Origin of the sequence: Sphingomonas jeddahensis (assembly GCF_001981525.1) — a bacterium.
Taxonomy (GTDB): Bacteria; Pseudomonadota; Alphaproteobacteria; order Sphingomonadales; family Sphingomonadaceae; genus Sphingomonas; species Sphingomonas jeddahensis.
Genome location: NZ_MPSB01000003.1, coordinates 65725 through 83980, shown reverse-complemented (window position 1 = coordinate 83980; position 18256 = coordinate 65725). Strand labels below are relative to the sequence as shown.

Below are 18256 nucleotides of genomic sequence, written 5' to 3'. Positions count from 1 at the left end.
ATCGGCAGCATCGGCTAGCAACCGGTTACAATGGCGCAACCAAGCAGCATCGAAGAACAAGCGATCACGCATGCGGCGGCCTCGCCCATGCTCGCGCGGACACGCGCCTGGGCCGCGGTGAACAGCGGCACAGGCAACATCGCCGGACTCGCAAAGATGGGCGATCTGCTGGCGGACGCCTTTGCGGCCCTGCCCGGTTCGCTGCGGCTGGTCGAGCCTGCTGCGGCGGAGCGCGTTGGAGTGGACGGCACCGTGTCCGCGATTGAGCATGGCCGGCATCTGCATCTGTCGGTGCGGCCGGACGCCCCTGCCCGGCTGCTGCTGACGGGACATATGGATACGGTCTATCCGGCGGATCATCCATTCCAGGCGCTGACCGATCGGCCCGACGGCACGATCAACGGGCCGGGGGTTGCCGACATGAAGGGCGGGCTCGCGGTGATGCTCGCCGCGCTGGAGGCGATCGAGGCGGTGGGATGCCCGATCGGCTATGACGTGATCATCAACTCGGACGAGGAGACCGGCTCTTTCTCCTCCGCGGCGCTGATCGAGGAAGCGGCGCAGGGCAAGCTGGCGGCGCTGACCTATGAACCGGCGCTGCCCGACGGAACGCTGGCAGGCGCGCGGGGCGGCACGGGCAATTTCTCGATCGTCGTGCGCGGCCGATCGGCGCATGCGGGGCGCAATCCGGAGGACGGGCGCAATGCGATCGTCGCGGCGGCGGCCTTGGCAGTGCGGCTGAGCGAGGCCAAGGGGCCGCGGCTGGCGGTGAATCCGGCGCGGATCGATGGCGGCGGGCCGAACAATGTCGTGCCCGACCTCGCCGTGCTGCGCGTCAACTTTCGCCCCAAGGACGCGGCCGAGATCGCCCGTGCGCGCGCCGCGATCGATGCGGCGGTCGCCGATGTCGCGACCGCGCATGACGTGCGCGTCGAGGTGCATGGCAGCTTCAACCGTCCGCCCAAGCCGATTGATGCCAGGGCGGCACGGCTGTTCGATCTGGTACAAGTCGTCGGCGCCGACCTGGGCGTGCCGATCGCTTGGCGGGACACCGGCGGTGTGTGCGACGGCAACAACATCGCCGCCGCCGGTACGCCGGTGGTCGACACGATGGGCGTGCGCGGCGGCGCCATCCATTCGGCGGACGAATTTCTGATCGTCGACAGTCTTGCCGAGCGGGCGGCGCTGTCGGCAGTGACCATCCTGCGGCTGGCGGAGACGGGGCTTTGAGCGGAACGGGGACGTTTGTTGTCCGGGCGGCGCGCGACGAGGATCTCGCGCATCTCTACGAGATGGCTAAGCTGACCGGCGGCGGTTTCACCAACCTGCCGCCCGATCGCCGCGCGCTGAAGGCAAAGCTCGACCGCAGCCATGCCGCCTTCGAGCGTGACGAGCCGAGCGTGAAGGACGAATTGTTCGTCCTGATCCTGGAAAATGTCACCACCGGCGAGGTACGCGGCACGTGCCAGATCTTTACGCTCGTCGGCCAACATCATCCCTTCTACAGCTATCGCATCAGCACGCTGACCCAGCATAGCCGCGAGCTGGAACGCACATTTCGCGCCGAGATGCTGTCGCTGACCACCGATCTGGAAGGATCGAGTGAGGTCGGCGGGCTGTTCCTCCATCCCGGCGAGCGCGCGGGCGGGCTGGGGCTGCTGCTGGCGCGCAGCCGTTACCTGTTCATCCGAGCGCATCGTGCGCGCTTCGGCGACCGCATCCTGGCCGAGCTGCGCGGGGTGATCGACGAGGCGGGAGGTTCGCCGTTCTGGGACGGGCTGGCCGGGCGGTTCTTCGGCATGAATTTCCAGGATGCCGACGCCTTCAACGCCATTAACGGACACCAGTTCATCGCCGATCTGATGCCCAAGCATCCAATCTATACCGCAATGCTATCGGAGAGCGCGCGGGCGGCGATTGGACTGCCGCACCCGTCGGGTCGTGCGGCGATGCGGATGCTGGAGAATGAAGGGTTCGCCTTCGAGAAATATATCGACATCTTCGATGGCGGGCCGACCATGACGGCGCGGATCGATGCGGTGCGGTCGATCCGCGAGGCGCGGGAAGCAGCTGTTGTGGCATGCGATCGCGATGGCGGCTCCGAGGCGCTGGTCGCGCATGGGCGACTGTCGGACTTCCGTTGTTCGTTCGGCACGGTGCGCGAGGTGGGCGATCAAGTGGTGATCGATCCGGGTTGTGCGCAAGCGATCGGCGCGCGGGAAGATTCGACCGTGCTGCACGTGGGGCGGTTGTGACGAAGTTCAGCGCCCTACCCGTTCCTGCCGAGCGCCGTCGAGGCACGGGTTTCAGGCGATTTTTCTTGTGGCATGTCCCTCGACTTCGCTCGGGACGAATGGTGGGGGCTGGTGCATGATCCGCGAGATCAACTTCGACGGCATCGTCGGGCCGAGCCATAATTATGCGGGCCTCAGCCCCGGCAATCTCGCGGCGACGCGCAACGCAGGGGCCACCGCGCATCCGCGTGCCGCCGCGCTGCAAGGCATTGCGAAGATGCGCGCCAATCTCGCTTTGGGGCTGACGCAGGGCATCCTGCTGCCGCATCCACGACCCGACCATCGCTGGCTCACCACGCTCCACACCGATTATGCGAACGCGGCGGTGCATCTGAAAGCACGGGCCTTTTCAGCGTCGTCGATGTGGGCGGCCAACGCGGCCACTGTCTCGCCGGCGCCGGACACGGCGGATGGACGCTGCCATATGACCGTCGCCAACCTCGTCACCATGCCGCATCGCAGCCATGAATGGCCTGCGACGCTGGCGCAGCTGCGCCTCGCCTTTGCCGATGATCATTTCGCGGTGCATGCGCCCGTCCCCGCCCCGTTCGGTGATGAGGGTGCGGCCAATCACATGCGGCTGTGCGCCGGGCATGGCACGCCCGGCGTCGAGGTGTTCGTCTATGGCGAGCGCGGCGGTCCCTTCCCCGCGCGCCAGCATCGCGAGGCGTCGGAAGCGGTCGCGCGGGCGCATCGGCTGGATCCCGCGCGAGTGCTGTTCGTCGAGCAATCAGCCGAGGCGATCGCGGCTGGGGCCTTCCACAATGACGTGGTCGCGGTCGCCAATGAACGCACGCTTTTTGCGCATGAACAGGCGTTTTCCGGGCGGGACGCCTTCTACGCCGACCTGCGGCGGCTGATGCCGGAGGTGGAGATCGTCGAAGTGCCGGCGGATCGGGTCAGCCTGGCCGATGCGATCCAATCCTATCTGTTCAACGCGCAGCTCGTCACCGCTGGCTCGGGCGAGCAGACGCTGATCGTGCCGGCCGAGGCGCGGGAGAATGCGGCGGTGTGGGGCTGGCTGCAAGATCACCTTGCCAGCAATGGGCCGATCCGGGCGGTGGAGGTGGTCGATGTGCGCGAGTCGATGGCGAACGGCGGCGGGCCGGCGTGCCTGCGGCTGCGCATCGCGTGCGACCCGGCGTTGGTCGACTTGCGCTTCCTCGTGGACGAGACCAAGCTCGACCGGATCGCTACGGTAATCGAGGCGCACTGGCCGGAGGCGATCCACGCCGAGGCGATCGGCGATCCGGCGCTGGTCCGGCATGTGAGCGAAGCGCGCTGCGCGCTGCTCGAAAGCCTCGACCTTGTCGGGTTAATTGACACTTAACCAAGTCGGGCAAGGGGAAAGGCGCAGAAATCCGGGGTTGGCCCGCTTGTTGCTGAGGGCTGGGCATGTTTGCCCGCATCGCTCGCCTGTTCACGATCAAGACGAAGTTCGAAGCGTTCATGGTGATCTACGGCCTCGGCCTGGGCGCCACCGAGCGCGGGGTACATTACCTGCGCGACTATCCGGGAGTCGGCGGCTGGCTGCTGTTCGCGGTCTGCCCGATTGCGGTGTTCATGGCCGGCGGGCGCATCCTCGAATCGGTCGAGCGCAACAGCGAATAACCGCTCAGGGATGAAGCAGCGGCAGGATCGACGCATAATCGTCGGTCCAGCCGCTGGACGCCGGATGGCGCTTCATCGCGACCCAGCCGGTGCCCGTTCGCTCCAAGCGGCCCAGCGCCCGTGGATCGCGCGACAGCGCTACCCAGTGCGACAGCGATCCTTCCTCGTCAGCCGGATCGTCGAGCAACTCGATCGCGTGCCATCCCCCCGCCTGCGCGGCAGCCGATACGACGGGTGTCAGATCCATGTAGCGGTTCGAGATATGCACCAGCAGCAGGCCGCTTGGCTGCAAGGCGCGCGCGTAATCGGCGAAGGCCTCGCGCGTCAGCATGTGGATCGGCACCGCGTCTGATGAGAAAGCGTCGAGCGCGAGCAAATCGAAGGAATTCGGCTTGGCCGCGGCGATCGACAGGCGCGCGTCGCCGATCTTGATCCGCGCCTCGGGTGCGCAGGTGCGCAGGAAGGAGAAACGCTGGCGCGCCAAATCGGCGACCACCGGATCGATCTCGAAAAACGTCCAATGCTGCGTCGGCCAAGCGTAGCAGGCGAGCGTGCCCGTTCCCAGCCCGACCACGCCGATGCGGCTCTCCAGTCCGTAGAGCGAGGGTGCCAGCGTCATCGCGCGGCCGACGCCTGACGAGGGCACGTAATAGGTTGTCGGCTGTTGCTCGCGCTCGGGGGAGCCGAGCAATTGGATGCCGTGCAGCGTGGTGCCATGCGTCAGGGTGCGGCGATCATGCGCTTCGGTGACGCCATAGACGCCGAAATAGCTGCGCGTGCGCACGTCGCCGGCAATCGTATCCTTGAGCGCGCCGATCCCGCCGAACAGCAACAAGGAGACGGCGAGCACCAGCACATAAGCGTGCCGCACGCCGATCGAGGCGAGCCCCGTCACCGCGACAACGGCGAAGACGATCCCGGCCTGCTGCTCGCCGAACCATGCCGCCGGACCCCACTGGCGAAGCACCAGCAACAGGCCGAGCGCGCCGGCGATCGCGGCGAGCGCCGGCACTCCGCCGCCCTTCCACCACAAGACGCGGAGTGGCTGGACCAGGAACATCTGCGGCACCAGCGCACCGGCGGCAAGGATCAGCAGCGGATATTCCCAGGTCCAGTCGAACAACCCCGGCGCGATCAGGCCGGCGAACAGCCCGCCCAGCGCTCCGCCGATCGACATGGCGAGATAGAAGCCGGTGAGCCGTTCGGGCGCGGGCCGAAGGCGATACATGGCCGTGTGCAGCGCCACGCACACCATGAACAGCAACGTCAGCGCGAGCAGCAAGCCAAACATCGGCTGAAGGTGCGAGCCGCCGATCATCAGGCCGCCGAAAAGGACGATCGTGATCGGAGCGATGCGGGTAATGAAGTCGGCCGGCGCGCGCCGATCGGCAAAGGCGATCGAGAAACTGAGGAGATAAAGACCCAGCGGGATAACCCACAGCAGCGGCATGGCGACGATATCGGTGGTGATATAAGTCGACGTGGCCAGCATCAGCCCGGAGGGCACGAAGGCGAGTGCGATCCACAGCGCCACGCGCCGCCACCCCGGCCGCTCGCCGGCACCGCTCAAGGCGACTGCCTGCCCGCTGCTACGCGGCAAGTGCCAGGCAATGGCGGTGACCAGCGCGACGAGCAGGATATAGCCGGCGCTCCACAGCCAGCGCTGGCCATCGACGGGCAGCAACGGCTCAACAAGGAGGGGATAGGCGAGCAGGCCGGCGAAGCTGCCGAGGTTCGACGCGGCGTAGAGCCGGTACGGATCCTGATCAGGCCGGGCGGCGGCGAACCAGCGCTGGATCAGCGGCGCTTGCGCGGAAACGGCAACGAATAGCGGGCCGATGGAGGCGGCAAAGAGCCAAGGCACCCACAGTTCGGGCGCAGTACCTTCGGGCAAGGGCCATCCGAGCACACCAATGGGCAGCCACAGGGCGGCAAGTGCAAGCACGACGAGATGTACGCTCGCCTGAATGCGCACCCGCAGCCCACCGAGCGCATGGGCATAGCCATAGCCGGCGAGCAGCAGCGCCTGGTACACCAGCATGGCGGAGTTCCACACTGCCGGCGCGCCGCCGAGCCGCGGCAGCGCGATACGCGCCACCATCGGCTGGACGAGGAACAGCAGGAACGATCCGGTGAGGATCGTCAGCACGAAGAGGGATCGGTCGGCGCGAACAGTCACGCGGTGGGGCGATCAATCGAATAGCGCAGGTGGCGGCGCAGCCGGTCGCCCGGCTCCAGCACGGGATGGTCGAAGTCCCCGCCCTCCACGCGCGTCATGCCGAGGCGGATCATCAGCCCCCAGCTGCGTTCGTTAGCGGGCACGGTGATGGCGTGGACGCGCTCGGTGCCGCGCTGCCACGCACGGGCGAGGCATGCTGCGGCCGCCTCGCGCGCATAGCCGCCGCCCCATGCCGCACGCGCGAGCCGCCAGCCGATTTCCGGCAGGTCCTCGATTGGGGTTCCGGGCGGGCCAGCCTTGATGCCGCAAAAGCCAAGGAACGCGCCGCCCTCGCGCCGCTCGACCGCCCAGAAGCAATCGCCGGTCGCGTCGGCAAGGGCGTTCATCCGCTCGACGGTTGCCTCGCAAGATGCCTCGTCCATCGGCGGGCCGAGGTAGCGCATGACCTCGGCGTCTTGGCCCATCGCATGGAAGGGAGCGACATCATCGACACGCCAGCGGCGCAGGATGAGGCGGTCGGTCTCGATCATCTCGGTTTGCCTATATTCAACAGCGAGGAGCCATAACCCTCGCCATCCCGGCGCCGTGCCGAGATCCACGGGGCTGCGTACCTTCGAGCCGGCGGAATTGCGGGTGGGTGGATGCCGAGACAAGCCCCGCATGACGGTGGTTGACTGAAGTCACGGACGTTCGATCCGGTAGGTGACCGTATCGCGGCGCGGATCATCGGCGGCGAATTGCGGGTGAGCGAAGTCGAGCGCCGGATCGTACATCATGCCAAGCCGCTCCATCAGCCCGCGGCTCTTTACGTTCTGCCGCGCGGTGATGGCGACGATCGCCTCCTCGCAGCGGTTCGCCCAGCCCCAGGCGAGGCTCGCTGCGGCCGCCTCGCGCGCGTAACCGCCGCCCCAATAAGGCTGCGCCAGCATCCAACCTATTTCCAACGTCCCGGCGATCGGCGTCTCGGCGGCGCCCGGCTTCAGCCCGCAAAAGCCGATCGTCTTACCGTTTTCACGATGCACGACCGCCCAGAAGCCGAGCGGCGCGTATGAGGCGTGGCGCGCGAGCGTCGCATCACTGTCGGCTACCGACTTGACCGGGCCGAGATCGGCCATGACGGCTGGATCCGCCCACATCGCATGGAGTGGCGGGCGATCGGCCGCTTCGGGCCTTCGCAGGATCAGGCGGTTGGTTTCGATCACGCGGCCAGCAGACGGGCGGCGTGTACCGCATGATAGGTCAGCACGCCCGAACAGCCGGCGCGCTTGAAGGCGGTTAGCGTTTCCAGCACCATCGCGTCCCGGTCCGCTGCGCCAGCCGCGACCGCCGCCTCGATCATCGCATATTCGCCCGACACCTGATAGGCGAACACCGGCACCGCGAAGCGCTCCTTCACCCGGCGCGCGATGTCGAGATAGGGCAGGCCCGGCTTAACCATCACGCTGTCGGCCCCCTCGGCGAGGTCGAGCGCGACCTCGCGTAGCGCCTCCTCAGCGTTGCCGTAATCCATTTGGTACGTCTTCTTGTCGCCCTTCAGCAGCCCGCGGCTGCCCACCGCGTCGCGGAAGGGGCCGTAGAAGGCGCTGGCGTATTTGGCGGCGTAGGCCATGATCTGGACGTTGCTGTGCCCCGCCCCTTCCAGTGCGGATCGGATCGTGCCGATACGACCGTCCATCATGTCCGACGGCGCGATGATGTCGGCGCCTGCCGCGGCCTGGTTGAGCGACTGGCCCACCAGCACCTCCACCGTTGCGTCATTGAGGACATAGCCCACCTCATCGACCAGCCCATCGTGGCCGTGCGCGGTATAGGGATCAAGCGCCACGTCGGTGAGGATGCCGATATCGGGCACCGCGTCTTTCACCGCACGAATGGCGCGGCACATGAGGTTGTCGGGATTGAGTGCCTCACGCCCGTCATCGCTGCGCAGCGAGGCTGGCGTGTTGGGGAAGAAAGCGAGACATGGGATGCCGAGCGCGTGCGCGCCCTTCGCCTGCGCAACTATCAGATCCACCGACCATCGCGAGACACCTGGTAAGCTGGCGATCGGCTCCTCGACCCCCTCTCCTTCCGCGATGAACAGCGGCCAGATGAGGTCCGCCGGGGTGAGCGTGGTTTCGCGATGCAGGCGCCGGCTCCAGTCGGCGGCGCGGGTGCGGCGGAGGCGGAGCGCGGGAAAGGCAGCGTGCATGCGCTGTGCCTTGCGCCCGTGGCGCCGGACGCGCAAGCGTTACGGGGGCGAAACCGCGTCTCGTGCGTTGCGGGCCTCATGAGCGAGATCAAGTCCGCCGCGCTGATTGTCAACGCCAAGTCGCGCAAGGGGCAAAAGCTGTTCCGCCGCGCGTGCAAGCGGCTGGAGACGCTGCCCTTTCCGGTCGATGCGCATGCGGTGGAAAAGCCGGAACATCTCGAACGCACGGTGAAGCGGGCGCTGGCGAAGAAGCCGGACCTCGTCATCCTAGGCGGCGGCGACGGTACGGTGAGCGGGCTGGTCGATCTGCTGGTCGGGCATGACGTGATCTTGGGCGTGCTGCCGCTCGGCACCGCCAACAGCTTTGCTCGGACACTCGGTTTGCCGCTCGATCTGGACGGAGCGATCGACGTGCTCGCGACTGGCGTGCCCAAGCGCATCGACCTCGGCATGATCGACGGCGATTATTTCGCCAATTGCGCCGCCATGGGCCTCTCACCGCAAATCGCTGAGACGGTGCCGCACAACCTCAAGAAGGTGTTCGGCCGCGTCGGCTATCTTGGCTGGGCGGGGGTTCAATATGCGAAATTCGCCCCCTTTGTCCTGATCGTCGATGACGGCAAGGAAGAGCGGCGTCTGCGGGTGGTGGAGGTGCGGATATCCAACGGCCCCTATCATGGCGGCACGTGGCTGGTAGATGAGGCGGCCGTCGATTCCGGGCAGATCGTGGTGCAGGCAGTCACTGGCCATTACCGGCGTCGGCTGCTGAAGAACTGGTTTTCCAATTTCTTTGGTCTGGCAGCGCGACACCAGGACACGATCTCCTTCACCGGTCACGATTTGAAGATCGATACCGAGCCGCGCCTGCCCATCTCGATCGACGGAGAGGTGCTGGCGCATACGCCGGTGCGGGCCAAGATCGCAGCGGGGATCATCCGGGTGATGGTGCCGCGCAACAACGCCTGACGACCACCGTTCCTCCCGAGAAAGTCTTGTACTTCGATTTCGCTCGGGACGAACGTAGCTCAGGCCGCCGGCTTCAACCCGCCTGCTGGCTCGATATCGGCATGGCTGCGCTCGTCGCAATGCTCCTCGGGCACTAGCAGACCGCCCTCGCGCCATTTGCCGTAGCGGTAGTAAAGCGCCGCCAGCGCAACGTTTGCGGCCGATCCGACTGGGAAGCTCCACCAGAGTGCATCTGCGCCGAGCATTGGCAGCAAGGCATAGGCGACGCCCAGCCGCACCGGGAACATGGCGATCGTCAGGATCGCGAGCGGACCCCAGACCGCACCATTGGCGCGTACCACGCCGAACAGCACCATGGTGCCGCCGAACAGGATGAAGCCCCAGGTGGCGAGCAGGTTGATGTTCTCCGCGATCGGCAGCGCGGGGCTGCCGCCCGGAATGAACAGGCCGATGATCGCGCGGTCGAACACCAGCACCAGCGCCACGACGACACCGGTGATCGCCACATTGTAGAACAGCCCCGCGCGCGTGATCCGGGTGACGCGATCCCAGCGACCGGCGCCGATGTTCTGCGCGGCCATGGCCGACACCGCCGCGCCGACCGCCATGGCCGGCATCTGTACGTAGCCCCAGAGCTGCTGGACGATGCCGTAGGCTGCCACCGTATCGATGCCGTTGCGGTTGACCAGGCCGACCATCGCCAGCGCGGAGGTGGACAGTACCAGCATCTGCGCGCCGATCGGCAGCCCCTTGCCCAGGATCGTGCGGACCAGCGCCGGCTCGGGCAGGATGTAGCGCCATTCCGCGCCCTTCAGCCGCAGCGGCAGATCGCGCCACGCGATCCACGCAGCCAGTGCCGCGAGCGCGACGATGTTCGCGAGCAGGGTCGCGGCGGCCGATCCGCCGATGCCCATAGCCGGGAACGGACCCAAACCGAGGATCAGCACCGGGTTCATGCCCGCATCCACCAGCACCGCCAGCCCCATGAACCACAAGGGCGTGACCGAGTCGCCAGTGCCGCGCAGCCCCATGAACATGAGGACGAGCAGCATCGACGGCGGCAGCGACAGGAAGATCACCCGCAGATAGTCGACGGCGGGCGTGAATGCGTCGGGCGGCGTGGCCAGGGCGACGAGGATCTGCGGCGCGAAGATCCAGCCGAGCACGCCCACGATCACCGACCCGACCAGCACCAGCCCGATCGCCGATCCGAACGCGCGCCTCGCCGCATCCACGTCACGCCGGCCCCAGCTCTGGCCGACGATGATCGTCGCCGCCATGCCGAACCCGAACACCGCGCCGAACATCAGGAACATGATGATATGCGCGTTGGACGTTGCCGCCAGCGCGCCTTCGCCGAGGAAGCGGCCAACCCAGATCGCATTGATCGAGGTGTTGAGCGATTGCAGGACGTTGGAGGCCAAGGTCGGCAGCGCGAACATCAGCAAAGCGGAGCCGATGGGGCCGGTGGTGAGATCGCGCTGGCCGGATCGGGCAGGCGCGTGGGCGATCGGTTCTTCCATGTCGCCCCCTCCTACCCCTTTGCGCCGGCTTCGTTCCGGTCACCGTTCGTCCATGCGGCACGCGGGGCGGGTGGACAAGCGGGATTTCGTGTCCACTGTTGGCGCGAATGTTGAGAAAGTTGAGGCGCTGGCGAGGTATCTCTCAACATTCGTGGGCGCGCGATCATGGGGGTGAGCGATGCCATGAAAGGCATGGTGTAGGACAGGATTTGGGGCGTTTATCCTCCCCGCACGGGGAGGATATGGGTGGCGCCTCTCTAACCCGTCACTCTGAACTTATTTCAGGGTTCACGCCTCGGCCCCTCAGGCCACGGCTTGGGGCGCGGTGGATGCTGAAACGAGTTCAGCATGACGCTTATTGAAGCGGCGACTGCTGCTTCTCGATCCGCGCGACGCCTAGCCGGGGGATGTCGATCGCGGGACAGCGGTCCATCACCACCTTCAGGCCAGCGGCTTCGGCGCGGGCGGCGGCTTGCTGGTTTATCACGCCCAGTTGCAGCCAAACCGACTTCGCGCCGGCCGCGATCGCCTCGTCCACCGCGTCGCCAGCCGCTTCGGAGCGGCGGAAGATGTCGACCATGTCGATCGGCTCGCCAATCTGCGACAACTCGCGGAAGACATATTCGCCGTGGACGTGCTCGCCCGTGATCTGCGGGTTGACGGGGATCACGCGATAGCCGTGGTCCTGCAGCCGCTTCATCACGCCATAGCTGGGCCGATCGGGTCGGTCGGAAGCGCCGACCAACGCGATGGTGCGGGTTTCCTCGAGCAGCGCCTTGATGTCGGCGTCGGCGGTCAGCGGCATGGGAGGGGCCTTTCGACGATGGTCCGCTCGTGCCGCCGCCAAGATGCATGCGGCACGACCGGTATCTGACTAACGCGCACCCGCCCCGCCGGTTTCCAGCCAGCCAGCAACCGCCCGGGCAAGCGGGCGGAAGACGGTGTCTGCGGGATCAGTCGCCGGGGGCACGCCCGCGTCGGACGCCGTACGGATGTCGATCGCCAGCGGCACGCGGCCGAGGAACGGCACGCCGAGATCGCGCGCAGCCGCCTCCGCGCCGCCCTGACCGAAGGGATCGGAGACTTCGCCGCAATGCGGGCAGGCATAGCCGGCCATGTTCTCCACAAGGCCGATGATCGGGATCCCGGCCTTGTTGAACAAATCGATCGCGCGGGTGGCATCGATCAGCGCCAGATCCTGCGGCGTGGAGACGATCACCGCGCCGGCCGGCCGATATTTCTGGATCATGGTGAGCTGGACGTCGCCGGTGCCGGGCGGCAGATCGAGCACCAACGTATCCGCCGCGCCCCAATCGGCCTCTACCAACTGCCCCAGCGCGCCCGCCGCCATCGGCCCGCGCCAGGCGATCGCCTTGCCGGGCTCGATCAGTTGGCCCATCGACAGCATCGGCACGCCATAAGGCGTCGGCACGGGAATCAGCACCTTGTCCTTGGCCTGCGGGCGCTGGCCCTCGGCGGCCATCAGCCGCGGCTGCGACGGGCCGTAGATATCGGCATCGACCAGTCCGACGCGCCGCCCTTCATGACTGAGCGCGATGGCGAGGTTGGCGGCCAGCGTCGATTTGCCGACCCCGCCCTTCCCGCTCGCCACCGCGATCAGCCGGCGGTTGGCGCGTTCCGCCGTCACCACCACGCGTGCCCCCGGTCCGGCGGCCATGCGCACCGCCGCCTCCATCGCGTCGCGGGCCTTGGCGTCGAGCCCGGTGGCGTCGAGCACCACGCCGGCGCGATCGCCCTCGATCCGCACCGTGGCGCGCGCGCCGGCGACGGCCGCGACGGCCTGCTTGATCTCATTCTCGTCCATGGCGACGCTCGATACGCGGGTGGGCACTGTTTTTCGAGGGCAAGACACCTATAAAGGCCAGCATGACCAATTTGCCATCGTGGCTGCGCCGACCATCGATCCTGTTGAACGATTCCTCCAATGGCCCGTGGGGCAACGGTGGCGGTGACGATAATAATGGTGGGGGTAGCGGGCCGCGCAATCCCTGGTCAGTGCCGCCTGGCGGGCGCAAGGGCGCCCCGAAGCCGACCGCGCTGGACGATTTCCTGAAGCGCGCGCGTGGCGGCGGATCGGGCGGCGGCGGTGGGCCGCAGTTGCCGCTGGGCGCCAATCCGCGCGTTCTTTGGCTGATCGGCGCGGCGCTGATCGTCGCCGTGTGGTTGATCTTCACCTCCTTTCACCAGATCGGGCCGCAGCAGCGCGGCGTGGTTACCTTCCTCGGGCGATATTCGGGCATGCTCGATCCGGGGATCCGGCTCACCCTTCCGGCGCCGCTTGTTGCGGTGCAGAAGGTCGACGTGGAAGCAGTGCGGGTGGACGAATTCCCGCGCGACGGCAGCGACACCGTGCTGACCGGCGACCAGAATATTCTGGACCTTGCCTATACCGTGCGCTGGCGCGTCGATAATCCGCGCGATTTCGTGTTCGAGATCAAGGACCCGACCGAAACAGTGCGTGCCACCGCCGAAAGCGCGATGCGCGCCGTGCTGGCGACGACGACGCTGAACGAAGCGATTGGTGCCGGCCGTACCACCATCGAGGCGCAAGTCGCGCAGATGATGCAGCAGATCCTGAACGATTATCGGGCCGGCGTGCGCGTGCAGGGCATATCGATCAAGCAAGCGGCAGCGCCTGCCAGCCTGATCGACGATTTTAACGCGGTAACTGCTGCCCAGCAGGAAGCAGTGGGCAATCTCAACAATGCGCGCAGCTATTCGCAGCAAGTGGTCGCCCGTGCGCAAGGTGAGGCCGCGTCATTCGACAAGGTGTACGAACAATATCGCCTTGCCCCCGAGGTGACTCGCCGCCGCATGTATTACGAGACCATGGAGGCCGTGCTGGCCAAGACTGACAAGACCATCGTGGAGACCCCAGGGGTCGCGCCGCTGCTGCCGCTCGACCGCGCGCGCCGGCTTGAAGAGCCGAACGCCCAGCCTGCCCAGCCGCAGCAGGGAGGCAGCCGATGAACCCGGTGATCCGTAATCCTGTCGTTGTGGGCTTTGCCGCGCTTGGCGCGGTGATCCTCAGCGCCGCCACCTTCGCGATCGTGCCCGAGACCAAGCAGGCGGTCATTCTCCGCCTCAACAATCCGGTCGGTTCGCCGGTGAACCAATATCAGCCCGGGCAAGTGGTCGGCCGCACGGGCGCCGGGCTGATCGCCCGAATCCCGTTCATTGACAAGATCGTGTGGGTCGACAAGCGCGTGCTCGACGCCGATCTCAACAATACGCTGGTGCTCTCGACCGACCAACTGCGGCTGAATGTCGATGCATTTGCCCGGTTCCGCATCACCGATCCGCTTCGCGCCGTGACCTCCACGGGCAGCACGTCCAACACAGAGGAGCGCGTGGCCGATCAGCTTCGCCCGCTGCTCGGCACTGCGCTGCGCAACGAGCTTGGTAAGGTGCGCTTCGCAACGTTGCTCAGCCCCGAGCGGAGCCAGGTGATGGAAGCGATCCAGAATTCGCTGGAGCGGGATGCGCGCCAATATGGCGCCACCATCGTGGATGTGCGCATCAAGCACGCCGACCTGCCTGACGGCAGCCCGCTGGACAGCGCGTTGCAGCGGATGCGCACCGCGCGCCAGCAGGAAGCGAACACAATCCGGGCGCAGGGGCAGAAGCAGGCGCAGATCGTGCGCGCCGAAGCAGACGCCAACGCCGCCCGGATCTATGCCGAAGCATTCAGCAAGGATCCGAGCTTCTACGATTTCTACCGCGCGATGCAGTCGTACCGGACCACGTTCGGCGCCGACGGCGGGCCGCGGCCGGAAGGATCGACCAGCATCATCATGAGCCGCGACAATGCCTATCTGCGGGAGTTCAACGGCAACCGCTAGCCTTGCAACGGGAATGCGGCCGGATCGTTGCGTATTCAAATGCCGTTCATCGATTTAGCGGCATCATCGCCCGGTTCGGCTGACCCCGGCCAAACGAGAGGAACATGACGATCGTGCGTTACGCCTACGCCCTCACTGGCGCCCTACTTCTCGGCGGCACCGCCGCCTCGCTCGCGTTGCAGAACCCGGCAACTGCGCAAAGCGCGCAAAACGAGCCCGGTTCCATGCAGGCATCCGCGCCGCGCGCCGGCGCGCCGATGAGCTTCGCCGACATGGTGGCGAAGCTGCAGCCGGCGGTGGTCAACATCTCCACCGACCAGAAGGTCACGGTGGCGCAGCCAGCCAATCCGTTCGCCGGCACGCCCTTTGCCGAGCTGTTCGGCCAATTCGGCGGCCGCGGCGGTGGGCAGAATGGCGCGCCGATCACCCGCGAGGCGCAGTCGCTGGGCTCGGGCTTCATCATCTCGCCGGACGGCTATGTCGTCACCAACAACCACGTCGTCGCACCGGGCAACAGCCGCGCGACGGTGGAGGCGATCCGGGTCACTTTGCCCGATCGCAAGGAATATGTGGCGAAGCTGGTCGGCCGCGACGCCGCGTCTGACCTTGCGCTGCTCAAGATCAACTCGCCCACCCCGCTGCCGTATGTGAGGTTCGGCGATTCGGAGGGCGCGCGGGTCGGCGACTGGGTGGTCGCAATCGGCAACCCGTTCGGCCTGGGCGGCACCGTAACCGCCGGCATCGTCTCGGCGGTGCATCGTGTGACAGGCCAGGGCGGCGCCAATGATCGCTTCATCCAGACCGACGCCTCGATCAACCAGGGCAATTCGGGCGGCCCGATGTTCAACCTGAAGGGCGAAGTGATCGGCATCAACAGCCAGATCTTCTCGCAGTCGGGCGGCAACATCGGCATTGGCTTCGCCATTCCGGCGGAGGACGCCAAGCCGATCATCGACACGTTGATGAAGGGCAAAACCGTCCAGCGCGGCTATATCGGCGTCGCGATTCAGCCGCTGACCGACGACATTGCCGCAGCGCTCAACCTGCCGAAGAATTCGGGCGAGATCATCGCGCGTGCCGAGCCGGGTGGCCCCGCCGCGAAGGGCGGGCTCCGCGCTGGTGACGTGGTAACCCGGGTCAATGGCAAGCAGGTGACGCCTGAGACAACCTTGTCATACCTGGTCGCCAATGTGGCGCCCGGCCAGCAGGCGCGGCTCGACGTGATCCGTGACGGCAAGCCCACCACCGTTACCGTGACAACGACGGTGCGCCCGGCTGAGGAGCAACTCGCACAGCAGCTCGGCGGTGATGGCGAGAGCTTCGGCGACGATGATTCGGCCGAAGATGCGGCACCCACGGCGAACGGCATCGGTGTGACGGTGCAGCCGCTCACCCCGGCGATCGCTCGCCAGGTCGGCGTCGATTCGACGGTGCAGGGCGTAGTGGTCGCGGCGGTCGATCCGGCGAGCGATGCTGGGCGGAAGCTACGCCGTGGGGACGTGATCGTATCCGTCAACTCGGTGCCGGCGCGTGCCGCCACTGATGTGGCGCGGGCGGTACAGGCGGCCAAGGCCGCGGGTCGTCCGCAAGTGCTGCTCTCGGTAGTGCGCGGTCGCAATCCGGCCGGGTTCATCGCGGTGAAGATCAAGTAACGCCCGTTCACCGGTCAAGGCGAAGGGGCCTCGCGCACGGCGCGAGGTCCCTTTTCTTTTTTGCTCGCGGCCGCGCGTGGCGGATGGTGGCGGGGCCTTAAGGCGGCTTAAGGTAGCAGCATGGACGGCAATCTCTTCATCGGCGCTGACACTGGCGGCGCGCACCCGCAGTTTCTAGATCTCAGGCGCGCCAATCGCCACGGGCTGATCGCGGGGGCGACCGGCACCGGCAAGACGGTGACGGTGCAGGGCGTGATTGAGGGCTTTTCCGCCGCGGGCGTGCCCTGCTTCGTGGCGGACGTGAAGGGCGATCTCGCCGGGCTTGCCATGCCAGGCTCGCCGCAAGGCAAGACGCACGCCGCCTTCGCCGAGCGCGCGGCGCTGATCGGCGATGGCGACTGGCGCTATGCCGATACACCGGTGCAGTTCTGGGACCTGTATGGCGAACAGGGGCACCCGATCCGCACCACCGTGTCGGAAATGGGGCCGTTGATGCTCGCCCGGCTGCTCGGGCTGAACGACGTGCAGGAGGGCGTGCTGACCATCGCCTTCCACCTCGCCGACGAGGAGGGGCTCCTGCTGCTCGACCTTGACGATCTGCAGGCGATGCTGGCGCATTGCGCCGGGCGGGCGAGTGAGCTGACTGCCCGCTACGGCAACGTTTCCAAGCAGTCGGTGGGCGCGATTCAGCGCGCCTTGCTTCAACTGCGCGGCCAGGGCGGTGACCGCTTCTTCGGCGAGCCGGCGCTCGATCTTGCCGACTTCATTCGTAGTGACGAGCGCGGACGCGGTTTGGTGAACGTGCTTGCCGCGGATAAGTTGATGGCGGCTCCCAAGCTTTACGCCAGCTTCCTCCTTTGGCTCCTGTCCGAGCTATTCGAGACCTTGCCCGAGATCGGCGATCCCGATCGGCCGGTGCTGTGCTTCTTCTTCGACGAGGCGCATCTGCTGTTCGACGATGCGCCCGAGGCGTTGATCGACAAGATCGAGCAGGTCGTGCGGCTGATCCGCTCCAAAGGCGTGGGTGTCTGGTTCATCACCCAGAACCCGATAGACATCCCCGATACCGTCGCGGGACAGCTGAACAATCGCATCCAGCACAAGCTCAACGCCTATACGCCGCGCGACCAGGCGGCGGTGCGCGCGGCGGCACAGACCTTTCGCGCGAGCCCGGACGTGAATGTGGCAGCGGCGATCACCGAGCTGAAGATCGGCGAGGCGCTGGTGTCGCTGCTCCAGGCCGATGGGGCGCCCTCGCCTGTCACTCGTACCCTGATCCGCTCGCCGGGCAGTCGCGTCGGGCCGCTGACGCCCGAAGAACGGCGGGTGATCGTGGAGGCCGACGCAGTTGGTGCGAAATACGACGTGCTGGTGGATCGCGAGTCGGCGGAAGAGATGCTCGGCGCCAGAACGTCAGAGGCGGCCGCCGCCGCCGCGGAGGCGCGGGCGGCTGATGATGCAGCGCGTGCCGATGCCGTGCGCGCGAAGGCGGCCGCGAAGGCGGAGCGCGAGCGGATCGCGCAGGAGCGGGCGGCGGAGCGCGAGGCGGCGAACTCACCATGGAACCGCGCGGTGGCGTCGGCGACGCGCGCGGCGGGATCGTCAGTCGGGCGGCAGGTGGCGAACGAGATCGGCAAGCAGTTGTTCGGATCGGGGCGCGGCAAGGCCTCGGGCGGGCTGATGGGGTCGGTGCTTCGCGGGGTGCTTGGGGGGTTGTTTCGGGGGCGGTGACGAGACGGTTGGCGTCAGCAGCGCCGCAGCCCCAATTCACGACGTCATCCCCGGACTTGATCCGGGATCCCGCTTCTTCTTCTCGCATCCCCTGCGGAAGGCAGCGGGACCCCGGACCAAGCCTGGGTGACGAGGTGAATGGGTGGGTGCCGTTGCCGTTGCGCGTTTCGTTATGCCGGGCTGGTCCCGGCATCCAGCCCTCCGCACACTCCCCGGCGCATGGCTACGCGGCACCCTGGATGCCGG

General features: G+C 66.9%; 16 protein-coding genes. 9 read left to right on the top strand and 7 right to left on the bottom strand.

Going from position 1 to position 18256, the window contains the following annotated elements:
- Positions 1-30 precede the first annotated feature (30 nt).
- The 4 genes from SPHI_RS04410 (at position 31) to SPHI_RS04395 (ending at position 3905) form a co-directional block, all read left to right on the top strand.
- On the top strand, positions 31-1230 hold the full coding sequence (locus SPHI_RS04410) for a hydrolase (RefSeq protein ID WP_076743687.1): 1200 nt from the start codon (positions 31-33) through the stop codon (positions 1228-1230).
- A 62-nt stretch (positions 1231-1292) separates the two neighbouring features.
- The gene (locus tag SPHI_RS04405; RefSeq protein WP_233130719.1) at positions 1293-2255 is read left to right on the top strand and encodes an arginine N-succinyltransferase; all 963 of its coding nucleotides are present in this window, start codon (positions 1293-1295) and stop codon (positions 2253-2255) included.
- Positions 2256-2370: 115 nt separating this feature from the next.
- The gene (locus SPHI_RS04400; RefSeq protein WP_076743685.1) at positions 2371-3624 is read left to right on the top strand and encodes an N-succinylarginine dihydrolase; all 1254 of its coding nucleotides are present in this window, start codon (positions 2371-2373) and stop codon (positions 3622-3624) included.
- A gap of 65 nt (positions 3625-3689) precedes the next feature.
- A complete protein-coding gene (locus SPHI_RS04395) occupies positions 3690-3905 on the top strand; it encodes a hypothetical protein (RefSeq protein WP_076743684.1) in 216 nt (71 codons plus the stop codon).
- 4 nt (positions 3906-3909) lie between these two features.
- Here SPHI_RS04395 and SPHI_RS04390 read toward each other — a convergent pair whose 3' ends face one another.
- The 4 genes from SPHI_RS04390 to hemB form a co-directional block, all read right to left on the bottom strand.
- Complete coding sequence (locus SPHI_RS04390) at positions 3910-6084, bottom strand: spermidine synthase (protein ID WP_076743683.1); 2175 nt, start codon at positions 6082-6084, stop codon at positions 3910-3912.
- Positions 6081-6614 (bottom strand): GNAT family N-acetyltransferase, encoded by a 534-nt coding sequence (locus SPHI_RS04385; protein WP_076743682.1) that lies wholly within the window; start codon positions 6612-6614, stop codon positions 6081-6083. Before SPHI_RS04385 ends, SPHI_RS04390 begins: the two co-directional genes overlap by 4 nt.
- A gap of 150 nt (positions 6615-6764) precedes the next feature.
- Positions 6765-7286: a GNAT family N-acetyltransferase gene (locus SPHI_RS04380; RefSeq protein WP_076743681.1), complete on the bottom strand. Its 522-nt coding sequence runs from the start codon at positions 7284-7286 to the stop codon at positions 6765-6767.
- Positions 7283-8275 (bottom strand): porphobilinogen synthase, encoded by a 993-nt coding sequence (gene hemB, locus SPHI_RS04375; RefSeq protein ID WP_076743680.1) that lies wholly within the window; start codon positions 8273-8275, stop codon positions 7283-7285. The genes SPHI_RS04380 and hemB overlap by 4 nt, the downstream gene beginning before the upstream one ends.
- A 78-nt stretch (positions 8276-8353) precedes the next feature.
- Here hemB and SPHI_RS04370 point away from each other — a divergent pair, with 78 nt between their 5' ends.
- The gene (locus SPHI_RS04370; RefSeq protein WP_076743679.1) at positions 8354-9241 is read left to right on the top strand and encodes a diacylglycerol/lipid kinase family protein; all 888 of its coding nucleotides are present in this window, start codon (positions 8354-8356) and stop codon (positions 9239-9241) included.
- 59 nt (positions 9242-9300) lie between these two features.
- Here the strand turns inward: SPHI_RS04370 and SPHI_RS04365 are convergent, their stop codons facing one another.
- From SPHI_RS04365 to SPHI_RS04355, 3 genes are all read right to left on the bottom strand, one after another.
- Complete coding sequence (locus SPHI_RS04365; protein WP_076743678.1) at positions 9301-10764, bottom strand: MATE family efflux transporter; 1464 nt, start codon at positions 10762-10764, stop codon at positions 9301-9303.
- Positions 10765-11119: 355 nt separating this feature from the next.
- A complete protein-coding gene (locus tag SPHI_RS04360; RefSeq protein ID WP_076743677.1) occupies positions 11120-11569 on the bottom strand; it encodes a CoA-binding protein in 450 nt (149 codons plus the stop codon).
- Between the two features lie 69 nt (positions 11570-11638).
- A complete protein-coding gene (locus SPHI_RS04355; protein WP_076743676.1) occupies positions 11639-12589 on the bottom strand; it encodes an Mrp/NBP35 family ATP-binding protein in 951 nt (316 codons plus the stop codon).
- Between the two features lie 62 nt (positions 12590-12651).
- Between SPHI_RS04355 and hflK the strand changes: the two genes are divergently transcribed.
- The 4 genes from hflK to SPHI_RS04335 all read left to right on the top strand — a co-directional run bounded on the left by hflK (position 12652) and on the right by SPHI_RS04335 (position 18010).
- Positions 12652-13755, top strand: coding sequence for a protease modulator HflK (hflK, locus tag SPHI_RS04350; protein ID WP_076743675.1), 1104 nt, complete (start codon positions 12652-12654; stop codon positions 13753-13755).
- Entirely contained in the window at positions 13752-14627 is an 876-nt protein-coding gene (hflC, locus tag SPHI_RS04345) for a protease modulator HflC (protein WP_076743674.1), read from the top strand. Before hflK ends, hflC begins: the two co-directional genes overlap by 4 nt.
- A gap of 113 nt (positions 14628-14740) precedes the next feature.
- Positions 14741-16279 carry a Do family serine endopeptidase gene (locus SPHI_RS04340; RefSeq protein WP_076743934.1) on the top strand — a complete coding sequence of 513 codons (1539 nt, stop codon included), beginning with the start codon at positions 14741-14743 and terminating at the stop codon, positions 16277-16279.
- Between the two features lie 120 nt (positions 16280-16399).
- Positions 16400-18010, top strand: a complete 1611-nt coding sequence (locus tag SPHI_RS04335; protein ID WP_076743673.1) for a helicase HerA-like domain-containing protein — start codon at positions 16400-16402, stop codon at positions 18008-18010.
- Positions 18011-18256 lie beyond the last annotated feature (246 nt).